General features: G+C 40.0%; 20 protein-coding genes. 9 read left to right on the top strand and 11 right to left on the bottom strand.

Translation table 11 applies throughout. The features are described from left to right. Positions 1-123 precede the first annotated feature (123 nt). The 8 genes from porG to ABWO12_RS02410 are packed head-to-tail and all read left to right on the top strand — an operon-like array spanning position 124 to position 8,350. Positions 124-804 carry a type IX secretion system protein PorG gene (porG, locus tag ABWO12_RS02445; RefSeq protein ID WP_298203819.1) on the top strand — a complete coding sequence of 227 codons (681 nt, stop codon included), beginning with the start codon at positions 124-126 and terminating at the stop codon, positions 802-804. 2 nt (positions 805-806) lie between these two features. Further along, complete coding sequence (gene uppS / locus ABWO12_RS02440; protein WP_353086910.1) at positions 807-1,553, top strand: undecaprenyl pyrophosphate synthase; 747 nt, start codon at positions 807-809, stop codon at positions 1,551-1,553. Then, positions 1,480-4,209: an outer membrane protein assembly factor BamA gene (gene bamA / locus ABWO12_RS02435; protein WP_353086908.1), complete on the top strand. Its 2,730-nt coding sequence runs from the start codon at positions 1,480-1,482 to the stop codon at positions 4,207-4,209. Before uppS ends, bamA begins: the two co-directional genes overlap by 74 nt. 34 nt (positions 4,210-4,243) lie before the next feature. Beyond that, positions 4,244-5,254, top strand: coding sequence for an OmpH/Skp family outer membrane protein (locus tag ABWO12_RS02430; RefSeq protein ID WP_353086907.1), 1,011 nt, complete (start codon positions 4,244-4,246; stop codon positions 5,252-5,254). Positions 5,255-5,288: 34 nt separating this feature from the next. Further along, entirely contained in the window at positions 5,289-5,786 is a 498-nt protein-coding gene (locus ABWO12_RS02425) for an OmpH/Skp family outer membrane protein (protein ID WP_353086992.1), read from the top strand. A gap of 60 nt (positions 5,787-5,846) precedes the next feature. Then, positions 5,847-6,626 carry a glutamate racemase gene (gene murI, locus ABWO12_RS02420; RefSeq protein WP_353086905.1) on the top strand — a complete coding sequence of 260 codons (780 nt, stop codon included), beginning with the start codon at positions 5,847-5,849 and terminating at the stop codon, positions 6,624-6,626. A gap of 52 nt (positions 6,627-6,678) precedes the next feature. After that, positions 6,679-7,515: a pseudouridine synthase gene (locus ABWO12_RS02415; RefSeq protein ID WP_353086903.1), complete on the top strand. Its 837-nt coding sequence runs from the start codon at positions 6,679-6,681 to the stop codon at positions 7,513-7,515. A 4-nt stretch (positions 7,516-7,519) separates the two neighbouring features. Further along, entirely contained in the window at positions 7,520-8,350 is an 831-nt protein-coding gene (locus ABWO12_RS02410) for a mechanosensitive ion channel family protein (RefSeq protein WP_353086901.1), read from the top strand. Here the strand turns inward: ABWO12_RS02410 and tsaB are convergent. Genes tsaB through ABWO12_RS02395 form a run of 3 tightly spaced genes read right to left on the bottom strand, consistent with a single transcriptional unit; the run spans position 8,347 to position 11,750 of the window. Then, entirely contained in the window at positions 8,347-9,006 is a 660-nt protein-coding gene (gene tsaB / locus ABWO12_RS02405) for a tRNA (adenosine(37)-N6)-threonylcarbamoyltransferase complex dimerization subunit type 1 TsaB (protein WP_353086899.1), read from the bottom strand. The two genes, ABWO12_RS02410 and tsaB, sit on opposite strands and share 4 nt — an antisense overlap. Positions 9,007-9,012: 6 nt before the next feature. Beyond that, entirely contained in the window at positions 9,013-10,302 is a 1,290-nt protein-coding gene (locus ABWO12_RS02400; protein WP_353086897.1) for an efflux RND transporter periplasmic adaptor subunit, read from the bottom strand. 5 nt (positions 10,303-10,307) lie between these two features. Then, complete coding sequence (locus ABWO12_RS02395) at positions 10,308-11,750, bottom strand: TolC family protein (RefSeq protein WP_353086895.1); 1,443 nt, start codon at positions 11,748-11,750, stop codon at positions 10,308-10,310. A gap of 129 nt (positions 11,751-11,879) precedes the next feature. Here ABWO12_RS02395 and ABWO12_RS02390 point away from each other — a divergent pair, with 129 nt between their 5' ends. Beyond that, on the top strand, positions 11,880-13,268 hold the full coding sequence (locus ABWO12_RS02390) for a DUF4403 family protein (RefSeq protein ID WP_353086894.1): 1,389 nt from the start codon (positions 11,880-11,882) through the stop codon (positions 13,266-13,268). On the opposite strand, the gene ABWO12_RS02385 is transcribed toward ABWO12_RS02390, so the two are convergent. The 8 genes from ABWO12_RS02385 to cyoE all read right to left on the bottom strand — a co-directional run. Then, positions 13,265-13,498 (bottom strand): CAMCR motif-containing small membrane protein, encoded by a 234-nt coding sequence (locus ABWO12_RS02385; RefSeq protein ID WP_353086892.1) that lies wholly within the window; start codon positions 13,496-13,498, stop codon positions 13,265-13,267. The genes ABWO12_RS02390 and ABWO12_RS02385 overlap by 4 nt on opposite strands. After that, entirely contained in the window at positions 13,488-14,033 is a 546-nt protein-coding gene (locus ABWO12_RS02380) for a DUF420 domain-containing protein (protein WP_353086891.1), read from the bottom strand. Before ABWO12_RS02380 ends, ABWO12_RS02385 begins: the two co-directional genes overlap by 11 nt. A gap of 2 nt (positions 14,034-14,035) precedes the next feature. Then, the gene (locus ABWO12_RS02375; protein WP_353086889.1) at positions 14,036-14,728 is read right to left on the bottom strand and encodes an SCO family protein; all 693 of its coding nucleotides are present in this window, start codon (positions 14,726-14,728) and stop codon (positions 14,036-14,038) included. A gap of 1 nt (position 14,729) precedes the next feature. Next, on the bottom strand, positions 14,730-15,386 hold the full coding sequence (locus ABWO12_RS02370; RefSeq protein WP_353086887.1) for a hypothetical protein: 657 nt from the start codon (positions 15,384-15,386) through the stop codon (positions 14,730-14,732). A 74-nt stretch (positions 15,387-15,460) separates the two neighbouring features. Further along, positions 15,461-15,811 carry a cytochrome C oxidase subunit IV family protein gene (locus ABWO12_RS02365; RefSeq protein WP_353086886.1) on the bottom strand — a complete coding sequence of 117 codons (351 nt, stop codon included), beginning with the start codon at positions 15,809-15,811 and terminating at the stop codon, positions 15,461-15,463. A 17-nt stretch (positions 15,812-15,828) separates the two neighbouring features. Next, positions 15,829-16,857 carry a cytochrome c oxidase subunit 3 gene (locus tag ABWO12_RS02360; RefSeq protein ID WP_353086884.1) on the bottom strand — a complete coding sequence of 343 codons (1,029 nt, stop codon included), beginning with the start codon at positions 16,855-16,857 and terminating at the stop codon, positions 15,829-15,831. Positions 16,858-16,900: 43 nt separating this feature from the next. After that, positions 16,901-17,476, bottom strand: a complete 576-nt coding sequence (locus ABWO12_RS02355) for a cytochrome c oxidase subunit 3 (RefSeq protein WP_353086882.1) — start codon at positions 17,474-17,476, stop codon at positions 16,901-16,903. A 1-nt stretch (position 17,477) separates the two neighbouring features. Then, positions 17,478-18,191 (bottom strand): heme o synthase (gene cyoE / locus ABWO12_RS02350; RefSeq protein ID WP_353086880.1); only part of this gene is annotated, 714 nt, incomplete at its 5' end.

Genomic DNA, 18,191 nt, shown 5'->3' with positions numbered 1-18,191 from the left:
CCCTTCGAAGAGTTAATAATTATAAAAAGTAGGTTTAACCGTGTAAAATATAATTTTTATTATTCAAAAGGGATGTTTATCTACTACTGATAATTATTATATTTGCACGCTATTTTCCATTGGATGAAACGAATATATATCGCGTTATTGGTATTGACTTTTTCTGGATTACAAGCGCAAATTCATGAAATTGGCGTGTTTGCAGGGGGAGCAAATTACATTGGAGAGGTAGGTAAAACAAATTATATCAATCCTAACGAACCCGTTTTTGGATTTTTGTATAAGTGGAACAGAAGTCCGCGTCATTCCTACCGCTTCGCATTCAATTGGGGAAAAATTAGCGCCAACGATTTGGACTCCGATGTTCCAGGACGGCAACGTAGAGGGAATCGCTTTGAAAATTCAGTGCGCGAATTGGCCGTAGGAATGGAATTCAATTTTTTTGAGTTTGACCTGCATGAAATGGACCGCCAATTTACGCCCTATGTATTCACGGGACTAACGTATACTTTTTATGATGAATTGTATACTGTGAATCGTGAAACAAGAACAGACAAGAGCAGTTCAACGCTTGCCATTCCGATGGTAGTAGGAATAAAAACAAATATTGCGGACCATTGGATTTTGGGCTTTGAAGTGGGTGCCCGTTACACATTTTCTGACAACCTCGATGGAAGTCAACCCAAAAACAACCGGTATGCGGCCCTACGTTATGGCAATTTAGAAAGTAATGATTGGTATGTGTTTACGGGAGTAACCCTAACCTATACCTTTGGAAATAAACCCTGCTTTTGTGCAGACTAACTATGAGTTTACTACAACACGTAAATACCGATAATCTCCCCAAGCACATTGCCATCATTATGGACGGCAACGGAAGATGGGCTAAAAAACAAGGTATGTTGCGCACTTTTGGCCATGAGCGCGGCACCAAATCGGTAAAGACTACCGTTGAAACCTGTGCGCGCTTGGGGATACAAAACCTCACGTTGTATGCTTTTTCAACCGAAAATTGGAACCGCCCCAAAATTGAAGTTGAAACGTTAATGAAACTTTTAGTTAAATCGCTAAAAACCGAACTCAAAACTTTACAATCCAACAATATTCGACTCAATGCGGTCGGATGCCTTGATTTACTGCCCAAAGGGACGCGCAGTGAGTTAATGGAAGTGATGGATAAAACCAAAAACAACCACCACATGACCCTCACTTTAGCCCTAAGTTACGGCTCTCGAGAGGAGTTAATTCAAGTTGTTAAAAACATCAGCGACAAAGTTAAAAATAGTATAATTTCAATTGAGGCTATTGACGAATCCATAATTAATCAACATCTTTACACCCATGATTTGCCCGATGTTGACTTATTAATTAGAACCAGCGGCGAGCACAGAATCAGTAATTTCTTGTTGTGGCAAATTGCTTACGCAGAGTTGTTTTTTACCGATGTAATGTGGCCTGACTTCACGGACGAGCATTTGTATGAAGCCATTATCAATTATCAAAAAAGAGAACGCAGATTTGGAAAAACCAGCGAACAGATTAACCTTTCCTAATATGAAAAATAGCTACTTATTATGGACCGCTATCCTACTATTAGGAGTGATTCAATCCCTTAATGCACAGAACACCGAACGAATTCCATTTGACCAAGGAAAAAAATACATTTTAGGAAAAGTTAATGTTACCGGGAAAATTAGTTACAACGAACTTACAGTGGTAACCTTTGCTGGTTTAGAAAAAGGACAAGAAATTACAGTGCCCGGGGAACAAATTAGTAATGCCATTAAAAAACTAGGGAAACTTGGTCTTTTTAGTGATATCGATTTTTATGCTAGCGAAATTCGGGGTGATACGATCGATTTGGAATTGAATATTACAGAACTACCGAAACTAAATGACGTTCGAATAAACGGCGTTAAGAAAAACAAAATCGAAGACTTAATCAAAGAAAATGCGTTGACCAAAGGAAAAATTGTCAATGAGAACTTGATTACAACGACACGCAACTACCTCGAAAACAAATATAAAAAAGAAGGATACTTCAACGCCAAGGTGTCTGTGAAGACTTCTCCCGTTGATTCTACAATCAATCAAGTGAATATGATTGTGGGTATTGACAAAGGAGATAAAATCAAGATTAGTCGAATCACTTTTGAAGGAAACGAAAAGTTTTCAGACAAAAAGTTGCGCAAAATCATGAAAGGCACCAAGCAACAAAACCCTATCCGTATTTTCAAAGCCTCTAAATTTATTCGCAGCAAATTCAATGAAGATTTGGTATCTATTGTAGAAAAATACAAAGAAAAAGGATACCGTGATGCGCGCATTGTTTCGGATTCCGTATGGTTGGATACCAAAAAACAAAAGCTTGCCTTAAAAATTAGAGTCGAAGAAGGACGTAAATACTATTTTGGAAATATTAAATTCTTAGGAAATTCCGTCTATTCTGACCAAGCCCTGGCAGGTATGCTGGGTATCAAAAAAGGCGATACCTATAACGGCGTGCAATTGGAAAAACGCATTTCCGATAAAAGCAAACCTGACGGTGATGATATTACCAACTTATACCAAAACAACGGATACCTCTTTTCTACCATTAATGCTGTAGAGGTAAAAACGGAAAAAGACTCCATTGACTTTGAAATTCGCGTAGTCGAAGGACCCATAGCGTATTTCAACAAAATCACGGTTGTTGGTAATGACAAAACAAATGATAAAGTAATTTACCGTGAATTGCGTACGAAACCAGGGGAAAAATACAGTAAAGAAGATTTAGTTCGAACGGTTCGTGAAATTGGACAATTGGGATTCTTTGACCCAGAAGCCATCGACCCAAAATTCAAAAACGTTGACCCCACTGCAGGAACGGTCGACATTGAATATAATTTGGTCGAACGTGGATCAAGTCAGATTGAACTCCAAGGGGGTTATGGTGGCGGTGGATTCATTGGAACCCTAGGACTGTCATTCAACAACTTCTCGATTGCCAATATTTTCAAGAAGTCGGCTTACAAACCCTTGCCCATGGGTGACGGGCAAAAATTAGCCCTACGTTTACAAGCAAGTACCTTCTTTAGAACCTACAGTTTTTCATTCTCTGAACCTTGGTTTGGTGGAAAAAAACCGGTAAGTTTCTCGGCCTCCGTTTCACAAAGTAAACAATACCTTTTCTCGGGGTCATTTAATAGTATTGACCGCTCGCGAAGTTTTGATATCACCTCGTTAACTATTGGTTTGGCAAAACGACTTACCATTCCCGATGATTTTTTTATTCTCTCTGGTAATTTAAGTTTCCAATATTATAACTTAAATAATTACAATACGGGACTTTTTACCTTTGGAAACGGAACCTCTAGAAACTTTGGTTTCAGTGTTGGTCTCACCCGAAACAATAAAGCGATCAACCCAATTTACCCAATCCGTGGGGCAGAATTTAGTATTAATGCTAAGTTTTCACCTCCGTATTCTTTATGGAATGGAGTGGATTATGGAGAACTTCCGAATCAAGCGGAATACAAAAAACAATTTGACCCCAATACAATGACGGCAGATCCAAATGTAAATGTATTACCCGCCGTAGGTGACTTTGTAACTCAAAACCCAAATACAGGATTATATACGCGAGTAGATACCTTCCAAGAAGCGGATGTCGATCAAGCCAAAGTAGACCAGGAGCGTTTCAACTGGCTGGAGTACTATAAGATTAAATTCAAAGCCGATGCCTATACCAAACTTCAAGGAAACTTGGTGTTACGCAGTTTAACCGAGTTTGGTTTCTTGGGGGCTTACAACCAAGAACGCGGGGTTGTTCCTTTTGAACGTTTCTTCGTTGGAGGTGACGGTTTGGCCAACTTTGCTTTGGATGGTCGTGAAATTATTCAACTACGTGGGTATCCCAACCAATCACTATCGTCCAATGTTGGGGGAAGTATTTACAACAAATTCACGTTGGAATTACGCTATCCAATCACTTTAAAAGCCGCTGCATCCATTTATGCACTTACTTTTTTAGAGGGAGGAGCCTCATTCAACAATTTTAGAAGCTTTAATCCGTTTGCTATACAACGGTCAGCCGGTTTCGGTATTCGTGTGTTTATGCCTGCCTTTGGATTGTTGGGAATTGACTTTGCCCAAGGATTCGATTTTATTCCAGGAACCACACAAAAAGGAGGTTGGCAGACCCATTTTATTATTGGACAACAATTTTAGTATATTTGCTTAGGCTATGCTAACACAAACGGTTATGAAAAAACAATTTTCGCTTCTTTTTTGGGTGCTTTTATCCGCCACACAACTCATTTCAGCACAATCCCGTGGGATCAAAGTGGGCTATATTGATATGGAATATATCTTAGACAAAGTCCCTTCCTATGCGGAAGCAAAAAATCAATTAGAACAAAAAGCAGAAAAGTGGAAGCAAGAAATTGAAACCAAAAAAAATGATATTGCAAAGCTGAAAGAAGCCTTAAAAACAGAGCGCGTTTTATTGACCAAAGAGCTAATTGAAGAGCGTGAGGAAGAAATTGCTTTTCAAGAAAAAGAGTTAATCGATTACCAACAAAAACGTTTTGGCCCCAACGGAGATTTAATCGTTCAAAAAGCTACCTTGGTAAAACCCATCCAAGATCAAGTTTTTAATGCCGTGCAGGATTTGGCGGAAGCCCGAAAATACGATTATGTATTTGACAAATCTTCAGACTTAACAATGCTTTTTGCAGCCAAAAAACACGACCTCAGTGACCGCGTTATTAGTGTTTTGACCCGTGCTGAGCGTCGCCAACAAATGTCCAAAAAGCAACTCAAAGAAGAGGAAGCCAAAGAAAAACTGGAAGACATGATGGCCGACAATCCTGAAATGACGGAGCGTCAGAAACAAATGGAAGAACGGAAAGCAGCACGTCTAAAATTGATTGAAGACAAAAAAGCAGCCGCAGAAGCCCGCAAAAAAGAAGCGGATGAAAAACGCAAACAACAACTAGAAGAAAAAAACAATAAAAAAACTGGCACAGTTTCTGATACTGCCAAACCAACTGCTGCTCAAGATACGAATGCCGCTCAGAAAAAAGAAGAAAAAACTGAAGCCGCTGCCGCTGAAAAAGAAAAACGCGATGAAGCACGCAACAAATCATTAGAAGAGCGCAAAAGAATTATTGATGAGCGTAAAAAAGCAGCCGAAGAAAAACGCAAACAACAGTTAGAAGCACGTGAAGCCGCCAAAAAAGCGAAAGATAGTGTTAAAACTACAAAACCTTAAAATAAAATTGTTCACTAAATTAAATTAAAAAATGATGAAACTATTCAAAAATGCCCTTTTAGCCGTAGTCGCTCTATTAGGAATGCAAACTGCTCAAGCACAGGCCAAAACCGCTCATGTGGATGTCAATGATATTACGTCGAAAATGCCTGCCATGATCGAAGCACGTAAACAATTGGAAAAATTGGGCGAAAACTACAGTAAAGAATACAAAACTTTAGTAGAGGAGTACCAAGCGAAAGCAAAAAAATATGAAGCGGAAGTGGCTACCGTATCCGATGCGGTTAACCAAACACGTCAACAAGAGATGCAAGATATGGGAAAACGTATCAGCGATTTCCAAGAAAATGCTCAAAACGACTTACAAAAAAAAGAAGGCGAATTAATGAAACCATTGGTGGACAAAATTAAAGCTTCTATTTCTAAAGTTGGAAAAGCAAAAGGATACCAATATGTTATGGATGTATCCAGCTTACTTTTGGCAGACGGTCCAGACATTACCGCTGACGTAAAAAAAGATTTAGGATTTTAATCGAAACCCTTCACCCTACCACCCGAAGATAACCCTTCGGGTTTTTTTATACCTTTGTGTATGGAGAATAATCAACCTATCGGCCTTTTTGATTCGGGAATTGGAGGAACATCCATTTGGAACGCCATTCACCAGCTTTTACCACACGAAGACACGCTATATCTCGCCGACAGCAAAAACGCTCCTTACGGGATTAAATCCAAAGCTGAAATCATCGCTTTAAGTCGCAAGAACACCGAATTTTTATTGGACCACCAATGTAAAATCATTGTCGTCGCTTGCAATACTGCGACCACCAACGCGATTCAGGAATTACGCGCGAGCTATAGCGTTCCTTTTATCGGAATTGAACCCGCCATTAAACCTGCAGCGTTGCATTCACAAACCCATAAAATTGGAATTCTAGCCACACAAGGCACCTTAAACAGCGCTTTATTTCACCAAAGCATGCAACAGTACCAAGATGTGGTTTTTGTGGAGCAAATTGGGCACGGTTTGGTAGAACTTATTGAAAATGGTCAAATCGATAGTCCAGCGATGGAAGCCCTTTTACATCAATATTTACGTCCGATGATAGCTGCCAACATCGACTACTTAGTTTTAGGATGCAGCCATTACCCATATTTAATTCCACAAATACAAAAGATTTTACCCCAGCACATCACCATTATCGATTCGGGTGAGGCTGTAGCGCGTCAAACGCAACGGGTTTTGGAAGAATCCGTGGGCTTAAGAAATCCTTCTAAACCTTCGTCACAGCGTTTTTTTACCAATATCCAACCACAAGTGCTAGAGGCTATTTTGAACCATAAATACCCTGTAATACCTACTGATTTTTAATCCGTACCCTTACAACGCGGGAAAAGAAGTATCTTTGCCAAAAAGTAAGTGCATGCAACGTTCGAATTCCAACCGATCTGGTAAAAAACCGACCTCAAATTCAAAATTTAATCGGGAATCCAAACCCCCACGAAAAACAGCTGCACCCAAAAAAGCAGCACCAGCTCCCAAAAGCAATACCGATGAGATTCGCTTAAACCGATACATTGCCAACTCTGGGATTTGCTCCCGTAGAGATGCCGATATTTACATTCGCTCTGGAAATGTAAAAGTGAATGGGGAAGTAATTACTGAAATGGGGTACAAAGTAAAACCAGGGGATGTTGTTAATTTTGATGGCACTGAAGTTAGCCCAGAAAAAAAAGAATATTACCTTATCAATAAACCCAAAAACTTCACGACCTCAGGGGATGAAAGCGCAAACTCACGCAATGTTTTGGAACTTTTAAAAGGAGTGTCTCGCGCTAAATTACAACCTGTGGGACGCATGGACAAAAACACGACGGGTTTATTGCTGTTGACCAATGATAGTGATATTATATTAAAATTTTCTAAACCCCAACCCAAAGCGACTAAAATTTACCAAGTGAGCTTGGACCGTAACCTAAAATATGAAGATTTAGAATCAATTGCTAAAGGAATTACCTTGGAAGGCCACCGCGTGCACGTGGATGAGATTAGTTATATAGATAACCACCCCAAAACTGAAATCGGCATTCAACTCCGTACCGCCAATGTTAAAGTGGTGCGCGCACTTTTTGAAGCATTAAAATACGATGTACTCAAAGTTGATCGCGTTTCGTTTGCAGGATTGACAAAAAAGAACTTACCCCGTGGATTTTTCCGTCCACTTACCGAACAGGAGATTATCAACCTAAAAAATATTTAATACCATGCGTACAGTGGGAGCACTTTATGTTTCATCTGTAAAAGATTACTCTATTGAATTTTACAACGTATTGATTGACTATGCCCCTCGCCTAGTTTCGTCCTTAGTTGTATTGGTTTTAGGACTCTATGCGATTCGTTTTATAACCCGTTTGGCCAAAAAAATCATGGCCCGAAAAGAAATGGAAGTCACTTTGGCTGAGTTTCTATCGAGTTGCCTGCTGTGGGGACTGCGGGCTTTGCTTTTTGTAACCTTTATTTCCCGCTTAGGTATTGAAACTACCTCATTTGTTGCCATTCTAGGGGCAGCAGGCTTAGCTATTGGAATGTCTCTTCAAGGGTCATTGGCCAATTTAGCAGGGGGCGTTTTGATTATTCTATTTAAACCCTTTCGCGTTGGCGATGTGATTGAAGCGCAAGGCGTGAGTGGCATGGTTACCGAAATACAAATATTTGTTACCAAACTTATTTCGGGGAACAACCAAACCATCATGATTCCCAATGGGATTTTATCCAACGGGATTATCACTAATTTTTCGATTGCTGGAAAAAGGAGAGCCGACTTAGTGTTTTCGCTTTCGTATGAAACCAACATCAAAGCAGCCAAAGAAACCGTTTTACAAGTCATGCAAAACCATCCAAAAGTGCTTAAAGATCCAGCGCCAGAAGTGATTGTTAAAGATTTATCGGATAGTGCAATACACTTAGGAATTCGTCCTTGGACCCTTAATGATGATTTTGGGGAAGTGTGTTCCGATATCCTAGAGCAATGTAAGGCGGCTTTTGATGCGCAAAACATTACGATTCAGCCTTTTGTTCGTGAAAATCCAGCTTAAGGATTTACCATGAAATTTTTGAGGTAAAAAGGTTCAAAATACGCCACATCTTCAAACTGCTTTTCTTGATAAAGGGTTTCAGCGAGTTTGGCCATCGTTTGTGCAGAAGGAAATATAACGGATTCCAAAAATTGAAAACGCGGGTGGGTAAGTACGGTTTTGGCTTTGGGCATACAATCGCCAACAAACGTACAAGGGCCTTGCCATGCTTCAAAGGACGTTTCATTTAATATCATCGCTTCCACAGCACTTAACGGTTTCCCATAGGCATCAAAAACCGCTGTATATACTTCCATTCGACGCGCATCGATAAGAGGAATAATATACCCTTCATTTACGGGAGTCGCATGAGCGAGAATTTGTAAAGTAGAAACGCTTATCAATGGAATTTGCAAGGCGTAACACAGTCCTTTGGCTGCCGAAACACCGATACGAAGTCCGGTATACGACCCAGGGCCTTTACTCACGGCAACGGCATCCAATTCAGACGCCAAAACACCTGCTTCCTGAAGTACTTCTTCAATAAATACATGGAGCTTTTCAGCATGCGTATAGCCTTCTTCTGCCTTTTCGCGTAAAGAAATCACTTGGCCTTCCCGCGCTAAAGCTACCGAGCAATTTCGTGTAGCGGTTTCCAAACACAACAATAAGGCCATGAGGAATTAGACTTTTGATTTTTGTTTAACTTTATCACCCGAATTCAAATCCTTGGAAACGGTATTGTAGGGTCCGATAATCACTTCATCGCCTTTTTTGAGTCCCGTAAGAATTTCGATATTGGTATCGTCTTGTATGCCCGTTTTCACCACTCGGATTCGCGCTTTATCTTTTACCTTAACGAAAACGCATTCCAGTTTTTTATCGGACTTAGACTTTACCTTTTCTGTTTTAGCAGCTTCATCATCTTCGGGAACATCCAAAATAGATTTGGGCAACGTATCTGATTTTACCACAACGGCACTAATCGGTACGCCTATGATTTTTTCTTTACGCTTGGTAATGATATCAACGGTAGCTGTCATTCCGGGGCGAAAAGGCGAATACGTAGCGGGTTTGCCCTCTAACAAGTCTTGATAAGATTCTTTAAGGATGCGAACCTTTACCTTGAAATTAGTCACCTGATCGGCGGTAGTCCCGGTGCTGGCTGAGTTTGATATACTCGTCACTACACCTTTGAATTCTTTTTTCAAATACGCATCGACTTGGATATTGGTTTCATCCCCGATGTTGACTTTAACAATGTCATTTTCATTAACATCGACTTCAACCTCCATATTGTTTAGATTGGCCACGCGAAGCAACTCGGTTCCTGCCATTTGTTGGGTTCCCAAAATCTTTTCCCCCAACTCAACATTGAGTACTGAAATAGTTCCATCGGCTGGGGCATAGATGGTGGTACGGCCCAAATTATCTTTGGCTTCCACAACCGAAGCATTGGCACTCTGCACATTATAATACGCCGATTGTTTGTTGGCTTTGGCTACTTCAAAGGCTGCAATGGCTTTATCCCAATCCGCACGAGAAATTATTCCTTTTTCAAACAAGGATTTGCTGCGTTCATAACTGGCTTGCGCTTCTTTGAAAGAGGCATCAGCCTGCGACAATCCTGCTTTGGTTCCTGCATAATTAGAAACGGTACGGTTTAACCCAGAGGTATAAATGTCGGGGTTAATTTTGACCAATAGATCTCCTTTTTTTACAATTTGCCCCTCTTTTACGGGTAAAGCAATAATTTCTCCTGACACTTGAGAAGACACTTTCACTTCAATTTCAGGTTGTATTTTTCCAGTAGCCGAGACGGTTTCGATAATTGTTATTTCATCAACTTTGGCTACTTCCACTTCCTTTAATTCTTCGCGGCTTCCAAAAACACCTTTAGAGGACAACACCATTAATACAATGATTACTCCTAAGATAATACCACCCCACAAAAAGATTTTTTTTCTACTCATGATTATTATAATTTCTCCACGATGGGAATTCCAAAATAAAATTCGACAACTTTAACTTTAAAAATATAGTCATACTTGGTGCGTACCAAATCTGACTGCGCGTTAGTGTACAAGGTTTGAGCTTGACTCAACTCAAAACTATTAGAAAGTCCAACATTGAAGCGCTCTTTCGCATATTCGAAGGCCAATTTTCGTGCATTAAGGGCCGTTTGCGCCGATTCATAGGCCTGTAAAGCACCTTTAGCATCAGTGATCGCTGTATAAACGGTTCGCTCCAAATCGAGGGCCGTTTGTTTTTCATTGGTTCGTGCCCGTTCCAATGCGATTCGTGCTCTAGTTACTGCATTAGAAGACCGAAATCCATTTAAAATAGGAATCGTCAATTGAACCCCAAGACTATTCCCTTTAAACTGACTAAATTGATCAAAATAGGGTAATGGATTTCCTTGAATTGGAATAAAATTGGGAGCCACTACCGCCTCTCCAGTACTGGGTAAAAATCCGATGGTATTTGTAGGATTGTTGGGATCGACTATAAAACTGGAAATACGTCGTTGATTGGAGGCACGGGTACTAAAACTATAAAATCCGTTGACGCTGGGTTGCAAGGCCCCTTTGGATATCTTCAAATCACGCTCGGCTGCCTCTAAATTGGTACGTGCAATTTTTAATTCCACGCGTTCCCCCAAAGCTTTTTTGACAATGGTTTCGGGACTTTCTGCGAGCGTAGGACTCAACGACGGCTCATAGTTGGCTTCTGCAATATCAAAATTGCGAAAATCGTCCAATTGAAGCAATTGTGCCAAACTTAATTTGGATAAAAACAAAGTGTTTTGTGCTGCAATTACCCTTTGGCGGTCGGCAGCCACCGTGGCTTCTGCATCGAGCAAGTCGCCGCGTGGAATCATGCCTGATTTTACCATTTCACTCGTGCGCAACAACTGTTTTTCATCATTGGCCAATTGCTCTTGTTGTACTTTTAAATTTTCTTTATTAAAAAGAATTTGCAGATACGAATTGGCGACGTTCAATGCTACATCGTCCTGCATTTTATTCAACTGATATTGTGCGGCCAAAATTGTTAATCGGGCGCGCTTCAATTGGTTCATGTTTTGCAATCCGTTGTAAATCGCCACACTTGAATTAAGTCCAGCCGATGTAAACTGAATGGTTTGATTTTCCAACAAACCCGTTGTAATGTTCTGGTTCAAACCAATATTCCACGAATGGGAGGCACTGGCATTTAAAGTAGGTAAAAAATTACCTATAGCGTCTTTTTTTGCGACACGTCCATTTTGTAAATCCAGTTCTGACTGTTTGATAGAGATGTTATTTTTCAGTGCATAATCAACACACTCTCGAAGCGTCCAAGTTTTGGTTTGACCCCACCCTTCAAAGGCGCAACACAAAAACACCCAAAGCCCAGTATTTAAAATCCATTTATTCATAAACCTCTGTAGATTTCTTGGAACAGCAAAAGTAGAAGTACTGCTTTAATTCCTATCCAATTTTGTTTGCTTATCAGACGTCATTCCGCTTTTTTTGTTACATTCACATCCAAATTAATTTCGTTTTTCATGAAACTACATTGCCTCTTTTTGACGCTTTTTTTAAGTCTTATCACCGCCTCATGCTCGGGCCCTCAAAAAATTATGGCCGAAAAACCCGTTCGAAGCAACAATCCCGACTTTGCCCATAAAACAACGAGTTCCATGGTGAGCATGCCTCTGGAGATCACACTTACAGAAATAGAAAAACAACTGAATAAAACCCTTGCCGAGTTGGTCTATGAAGACCCTAATTTAGAAGACGACAACATTCAAATGAAGATTTGGAAAACGGCACCTATTCGCTTGCAAGAAAACCAGGGGAAAATAAAATCGGTGCTTCCCCTAAAGATTTGGGTCAATTACAAATATGGCACTGATTTTTTGGGGTTAAATGACACCAAAGAATTTGATTTAAACGGCGTTATTACCCTGAGCAGTCAAGTGCAACTTTCCAATTGGAAACTAACCACCCAATCAATCATTGAGGACATCACTTGGCAAGGGAGTCCAACAATGACTGTGGCGGGGAAAAAAGTTCCGATTACCTACCTGATTAGTCCTGCATTATCGTTGTTTAAGAAAAAAATAGCGCTAAAAATCGATGAAGCCATCACCAAATCCTGTGATTTTAAACCCTATGTGCTGAATGTGTTGGAAACCCTTAGCAATCCAATCCTCACGAGTGAAACGTATAAAGCTTGGTTTAAATTGCAGCCCAACGAAGTTTTAGTCACCGATGCCGTTTTGGACAAAACTAAAATTACCATGAACTTGGGATTAAAATGCGGTATGACGACCTGGGTGGGACAGCAACCGAAGAAAGGGATTGATCGTGAAAGCATCGGATTTAAATCGGCGCGAACTGTGGGCGATAAAACCGTGGTCAGTATTGCCGCGATTACAACCTATGACAATGCCTCAAAAGTGATGACTGCCAACTTCAAAGGACAAGAATTCAAGTCGGGCACACGCGCCATCACAGTTCAAAATGTCGAATTATGGGGCAAAGACGGACGCATGATTATTGCCTTGGACCTGACGGGTAGTCTCAACGGGACGATTTATTTGAGTGGAATCCCCAAATATGATGCAGTTTCCAAAGAAATTTACTTTGAAGACATGGATTATGTTTTAAACACCAAAGGGATATTAACCAAAACAGCAAATTGGTTGTTGCAAGGGTACATTTTGCGGAAGATTCAGGCACAATGCCGCTACTCCATACAACCCAACATGGAAGAGGGGAAAAAGAATCTTTTGCCTTACCTTAACAACTATTCGCCCATGAAAGGCGTTATTGTGAATGGATCGATTATAGAGTTAGACTTTGATAAAATAGAACTCACCGACGATTTTATCATCGCCTTCATCAATGGGAGTGGAAAAATGAATGTTCGCGTTGACGGGATGGATTAAATTGTTTTGACCTTTTTACGTCGAAACATACTGTACACTACATAGCCCACCACAGCCACAAGAATATACGGAAATACCATAAGGTAAACGATACCGTCATTGACCGCTTCGGCTTTGACCACATTGCCCGAACTTTCTAGCGACGCTCGGCACATGGCACACTGACCTATGGCTGTAGGAGATGCCAATAGGAGCAGAAAAAGCAGGAGGAATAAACGATTAATGCGCATAATACGGAGCAATCATTACGTATACAATAACACCTGTTACGGCTACATACAACCACAACGGAAAAGTGATTTTAGCCAATTTTCGGTGGCGATCAAACTGTTGAGATAAGGCGCGAACGTAGGTAAATAAGACCAAAGGAATAATCGCTACCGACAATACGATATGGCTTATCAGAATAAAGAAGTAAACATATCGAATGGCCCCTTCGCCGCCAAACTTGGTCGATTCAGACGTAAGGTGGTAGGCAACATACATCACTAAAAACACGACGGAGCAAGCAATCGCGGCAGTCATCAAACGTTCGTGTGCTTTGCGATTTCCATTTTTTATCGCTATCACCGCCCACACCAACAATACCGCAGTAACCGCATTGATTCCTGCATAAATGGGTGGTAAAAAAGAAAGCGGTTCTACATTGATTCCAAAGTCCTTCAACTTAAAAGAAAACAATATCGCGACGACTATCGGGATAAGGATGGAAACAACTATAATCGGTGTTTTAAATTTTGTTTCTAATGTAGTTTTAACGTCCATAATTATTCGTTTAATAAGCGTTGTATATCTTCACTAATAGCCTTAATGCCGGGTGCTTCCAAACCGTCATAATACAAAATAGGATTTCCTTGGGCATCCCGACGGCATCGTATATTTCCTTTTTTATCGATTAAAGCAAACAAACCTGAATGCTCAAAACCACCGTTGACTTTATCTTTAGATTCACCTGCGTAAATGTTGAATCCTTTGTTGGACAAATCAAAAATAGTTGCTTTATCTCCCGTTAAAAAATGCCAATTTCCCATGGTAACCCCCAAGGATTGCGCATGTTCTTTTAGTACATCTGCAGTATCTTTTTCAGGATTTATGGTGATTGAGGCAATAGCAAAATCGGGATTTTTACCAAACTGCTGTTGTAATTTCAACATATTTTTGTTCATGACCGGGCAAATACTAGGACAGCTAGCGAAAAAGAATTCTAAGACATAGACTTTTCCTTTGTAGGTATCTTGAGTAATCGTGGTTTTGTCCTGATTGGTAAGTGAAAATTGGGGAACTTGCCCCATCACAACCAAGGTTTTTTTGGCTGCTTCATCTTTAATTTCATTGGACAAACTCATGCGATCGTTTTGTACAGTCTCTCCTTTTTGAATGCGATCAACAATTTTGGGAATAAATATTATCCCGAAAATCAAAACAATAAACGATATCCCGATATACGATTTATTCTTCATTCTAGATTTTTCGATTGGCTTTGTTATTCTTTTTTAGGGCTAAACGGTATTCAGCGAGAATGACTTTTACATCATCTATCATGTTGTTGTATAGGTCGGAAACTTTAAACGTATTGTAGCCTTCTTGGTATTCCTCCTCGCCTTTTTTATTTTTCCCTTTTCGTCCTCTCAAATTGCGTTTCTTATCTACAATATACACGTTGGCAGTACCTAATTTCTCATTGAGACTACCCATCAATTGTAATTTGCTGTAGTAGTTTTTTATCGATTCGGGGGTGCCAAAAACAAACCACCAATTTTGCTGAGGCCCTAACTTCTTTAAACTGGTTTGCAACTTGGTCACCTCAGCCTCGGTACCTTCTGGAAAGACCATCACCATTTGGAAGTCCTTAAACTCTTTGTTACGGGCATAAATTTTTTCATACAAATTAAAAAAACCGCCTTTATGGTGTTCGACATCATAACCGATAAAACCTAAGATGGTAATTTTATTGTTTAAAGTTACTGATTTCCCGTCTGAGGTTTTCCATTCTTGAAGGTCGGGAATAGTAGGAGTAATCGTAGGCAACTTCGCAAAACTGTTGACACCAGAGGCAAAGAACAAGTAGGCCACGATGGGCAAAACAAAAAGGACGAAGAGCACTAAATTCTTTTTCATGAGCTAAACAAGTTGCTTACAAAATTAAAAAAAAGGTACGCTATTGCGTACCTTCAACTGTAATTAATATGCTGTTAAAAATTCCATTTAATCGTTGCATCTCTAAACACGGTGAATACATAGAACCCTTCCGTTAAGAGAATGAATGTTAAATAGAGAATCAAGAAAATACCTGTCCAAACTACTGCTCTTCGCAAAGCTTTAGTTTCACCTTCCATGTGCATGAATGCCCATACAATATAGTATGCCTTCACAAGCGTTAGGATAATGAAAATCCAATTCAATAAATTCATGGATAAAAAGTTCGAATGGAATAATGCTTTTGGTTTTTCAATCCCTAACCATACTTCGACAATAGTAATAATGGAAAGAATACCGAAAACAACCCAGATGCGTTTTGTATTTGATGTATGCTCGTGTGCCATGATTCGCTTTTAATTAATTATACTAAATAGAAGAAAGTAAATACGAATACCCAAACTAAGTCTACAAAGTGCCAGTATAAACCAACTTTTTCAACCATCTCATAAGTTCTTCTACGCTCGTAGGTACCCAATAATACGTTGATGAAAATAATGATATTGATGATAACCCCAGAGAAAACGTGGAAACCGTGGAAACCAGTAATAAAGAAGAAGAAATCAGCAAACAATTTACTTCCGTATTCATTGCGGTGTAAATTAGCCCCTTCAATAACTATTTTCGCCTCATTAATACGTTTTAACGACTCTTCACGTGTCAAAATAGTTTTGTGCTTAATCTTATTTAAAGTTGGGTGAGCTCCAAGTGAATGCTTAGCCGTTTCCTCCGAATAAATTACTTCCGTACGGATCAAAATGTCTGGATTCTTTTTGAAACCTTCAATTACTTCATTAACAGAGTATGTTGACAACGTCGGTTCAGACATAAACCAAGTGGCTCGGCTACGCGTTAATTGCTCGCGCTCTTCAGGCAAGGTTGCGGCAAAATCTTCTAATTTAATTTGCTTCCCTTCGGCATTAACAAACTGTAGAATACTACCTCCTTTGGTTTCGATAGCACCGTACTCTCCCTTGATGAAGTTTTTCCATTCCCATGCTTGAGACCCCACGAAGATTAAACCTCCGATGATGGTTAAAAACATGTAAATAGCAACTTTACCTTGCTTCATTTGGTGTCCAGCATCTACTGCTAATACCATAGTCACAGAAGAGAAAATAAGTACGAAAGTCATGAAGGCCACATAATACATCGGCATAGATACACCGTGCATGAACGGAAAGTGGGTAAACACCTCGTCCGCAATTGGCCAAGTTTCGATAAATTTAAATCTTGAAAAACCGTAAGATGCAACGAATCCAGAGAAAGTTAATGCGTCAGAAAGGATGAAAAACCACATCATCATCTTTCCATAACTCGCTCCTAACGGCTCGGCGCCTCCGCCATTCCAAACATTAGCTACACCATTGTTTGTAGTAACTGTCGATCCCATAAGTACGTAATAGTTAAAAAGTTTCCAAATTTACATTTTTTTCTTATTTAAAGAAATACAAAAACAAAAATAAATAGAGCCACAAAGCATCCAAAAAGTGCCAGTATATCGCACCCAGCTCAATTCCAAGATATTGAGCAGCAGTGTACTTTTGTTTAAAATGATTATAAATAATTAGCAACAAGGATAAGATCCCACCCAACATATGGGCTAAGTGCACATAAACCAAGATGTAAAGGAAGGCAATTGTAACCGATCCTGACTTTCCTGTGGGAAAAAGACGGTGGGCAAACAGCTCATCAAACCCTTTAAACTGGAAGTAAACAAACCCCAGTCCTAAAACCAATGTTAAGGCTAAAAACAGCGAAGTTTTACTACGTTGGTCTTGCTTGATGGTGCGTTGCGCCAAATGAAAGGTTGCACTACACAACAAAATAAGTACGGTGCTAATGGTAAACGACTGTGGTATTTGATAATCCGTCAACCAATCCGGGCGTGATTTACTAACTACCATGGCACTCGTTAATCCGGCAAAAAGCATAACGATACTGATCATTCCGAAGATCAACAACAATTTGTAGGAGCGGGCTGAGCGAGCTTGTTCTTCTTGTACTGTCATATTAACGTAAAAATTTATCCGTAATGTAAATGATTTGCAACAAAGTTATATACGCCACACTCACCAACATGAGTACACGAGCTGCTTTAGGGGTACGTAACCGGTATAATTGAAAAGTATAAAACAACATCCATAACCCCAACAACACCACCAAAACCGAGGCAATTGGACTAATAAAAAGTTGTCCTGTATACCCAAAAGCCGGCAATACCGAAGCTACAATCAACCAAAACGTATACAACACAATTTGCAAGGCGGTTCGATTATCACGCTGTCCTGTAGGCAACATAAAGAAACCCGCTTTCTTGTAATCTTCAAATAAAAACCATCCAATAGCCCAAAAGTGAGGAAATTGCCAAAAAAATTGGATTAAAAACAAGGTCCCCGCTTCAATACCAAAGTGGTTGGTTGCAGCAACCCAGCCCAACATAAAAGGAATGGCGCCTGGAAATGCCCCTACAAATACGGCTAAGGGAGTAACGGACTTTAGAGGAGTGTAGACGCTGGTGTATAAAAAGATAGACACGGCACCAAACATAGCCGATTTGGGATTAATGGTATACAACAAAACCAATCCCGTAATGGTGAGCGAACTCGCTACAAATAAAGCGGTATTGGGCGCCATACGACCCGATGCGACGGGACGGTTTGTGGTACTATCCATCAAGGAATCCAAGTCTTTTTCAATCACTTTATTGAATGCATTGGAAGCACC

This window comes from Flavobacterium sp. (assembly GCF_040379285.1).
GTDB lineage: Bacteria > Bacteroidota > Bacteroidia > Flavobacteriales > Flavobacteriaceae > Flavobacterium.
The sequence above is the reverse complement of the archived record's forward strand: the minus strand, read 5'-3'. Positions and strand labels throughout refer to the sequence as shown.

What these genes read in the sequence shown, in the direction of transcription:
- porG (WP_298203819.1), top strand. Translation starts at nt 124, where the DNA reads ATGAAACGAATATATATCGCGTTATTGGTATTGACTTTTTCTGGATTA.
- uppS (WP_353086910.1), top strand. Translation starts at nt 807, where the DNA reads ATGAGTTTACTACAACACGTAAATACCGATAATCTCCCCAAGCACATT.
- bamA (WP_353086908.1), top strand. Translation starts at nt 1,480, where the DNA reads ATGAAGCCATTATCAATTATCAAAAAAGAGAACGCAGATTTGGAAAAA.
- ABWO12_RS02430 (WP_353086907.1), top strand. Translation starts at nt 4,244, where the DNA reads ATGAAAAAACAATTTTCGCTTCTTTTTTGGGTGCTTTTATCCGCCACA.
- ABWO12_RS02425 (WP_353086992.1), top strand. Translation starts at nt 5,289, where the DNA reads ATGAAACTATTCAAAAATGCCCTTTTAGCCGTAGTCGCTCTATTAGGA.
- murI (WP_353086905.1), top strand. Translation starts at nt 5,847, where the DNA reads ATGGAGAATAATCAACCTATCGGCCTTTTTGATTCGGGAATTGGAGGA.
- ABWO12_RS02415 (WP_353086903.1), top strand. Translation starts at nt 6,679, where the DNA reads ATGCAACGTTCGAATTCCAACCGATCTGGTAAAAAACCGACCTCAAAT.
- ABWO12_RS02410 (WP_353086901.1), top strand. Translation starts at nt 7,520, where the DNA reads ATGCGTACAGTGGGAGCACTTTATGTTTCATCTGTAAAAGATTACTCT.
- tsaB (WP_353086899.1), bottom strand. Translation starts at nt 9,006, where the DNA reads ATGGCCTTATTGTTGTGTTTGGAAACCGCTACACGAAATTGCTCGGTA.
- ABWO12_RS02400 (WP_353086897.1), bottom strand. Translation starts at nt 10,302, where the DNA reads ATGAGTAGAAAAAAAATCTTTTTGTGGGGTGGTATTATCTTAGGAGTA.
- ABWO12_RS02395 (WP_353086895.1), bottom strand. Translation starts at nt 11,750, where the DNA reads ATGAATAAATGGATTTTAAATACTGGGCTTTGGGTGTTTTTGTGTTGC.
- ABWO12_RS02390 (WP_353086894.1), top strand. Translation starts at nt 11,880, where the DNA reads ATGAAACTACATTGCCTCTTTTTGACGCTTTTTTTAAGTCTTATCACC.
- ABWO12_RS02385 (WP_353086892.1), bottom strand. Translation starts at nt 13,498, where the DNA reads ATGCGCATTAATCGTTTATTCCTCCTGCTTTTTCTGCTCCTATTGGCA.
- ABWO12_RS02380 (WP_353086891.1), bottom strand. Translation starts at nt 14,033, where the DNA reads ATGGACGTTAAAACTACATTAGAAACAAAATTTAAAACACCGATTATA.
- ABWO12_RS02375 (WP_353086889.1), bottom strand. Translation starts at nt 14,728, where the DNA reads ATGAAGAATAAATCGTATATCGGGATATCGTTTATTGTTTTGATTTTC.
- ABWO12_RS02370 (WP_353086887.1), bottom strand. Translation starts at nt 15,386, where the DNA reads ATGAAAAAGAATTTAGTGCTCTTCGTCCTTTTTGTTTTGCCCATCGTG.
- ABWO12_RS02365 (WP_353086886.1), bottom strand. Translation starts at nt 15,811, where the DNA reads ATGGCACACGAGCATACATCAAATACAAAACGCATCTGGGTTGTTTTC.
- ABWO12_RS02360 (WP_353086884.1), bottom strand. Translation starts at nt 16,857, where the DNA reads ATGGGATCGACAGTTACTACAAACAATGGTGTAGCTAATGTTTGGAAT.
- ABWO12_RS02355 (WP_353086882.1), bottom strand. Translation starts at nt 17,476, where the DNA reads ATGACAGTACAAGAAGAACAAGCTCGCTCAGCCCGCTCCTACAAATTG.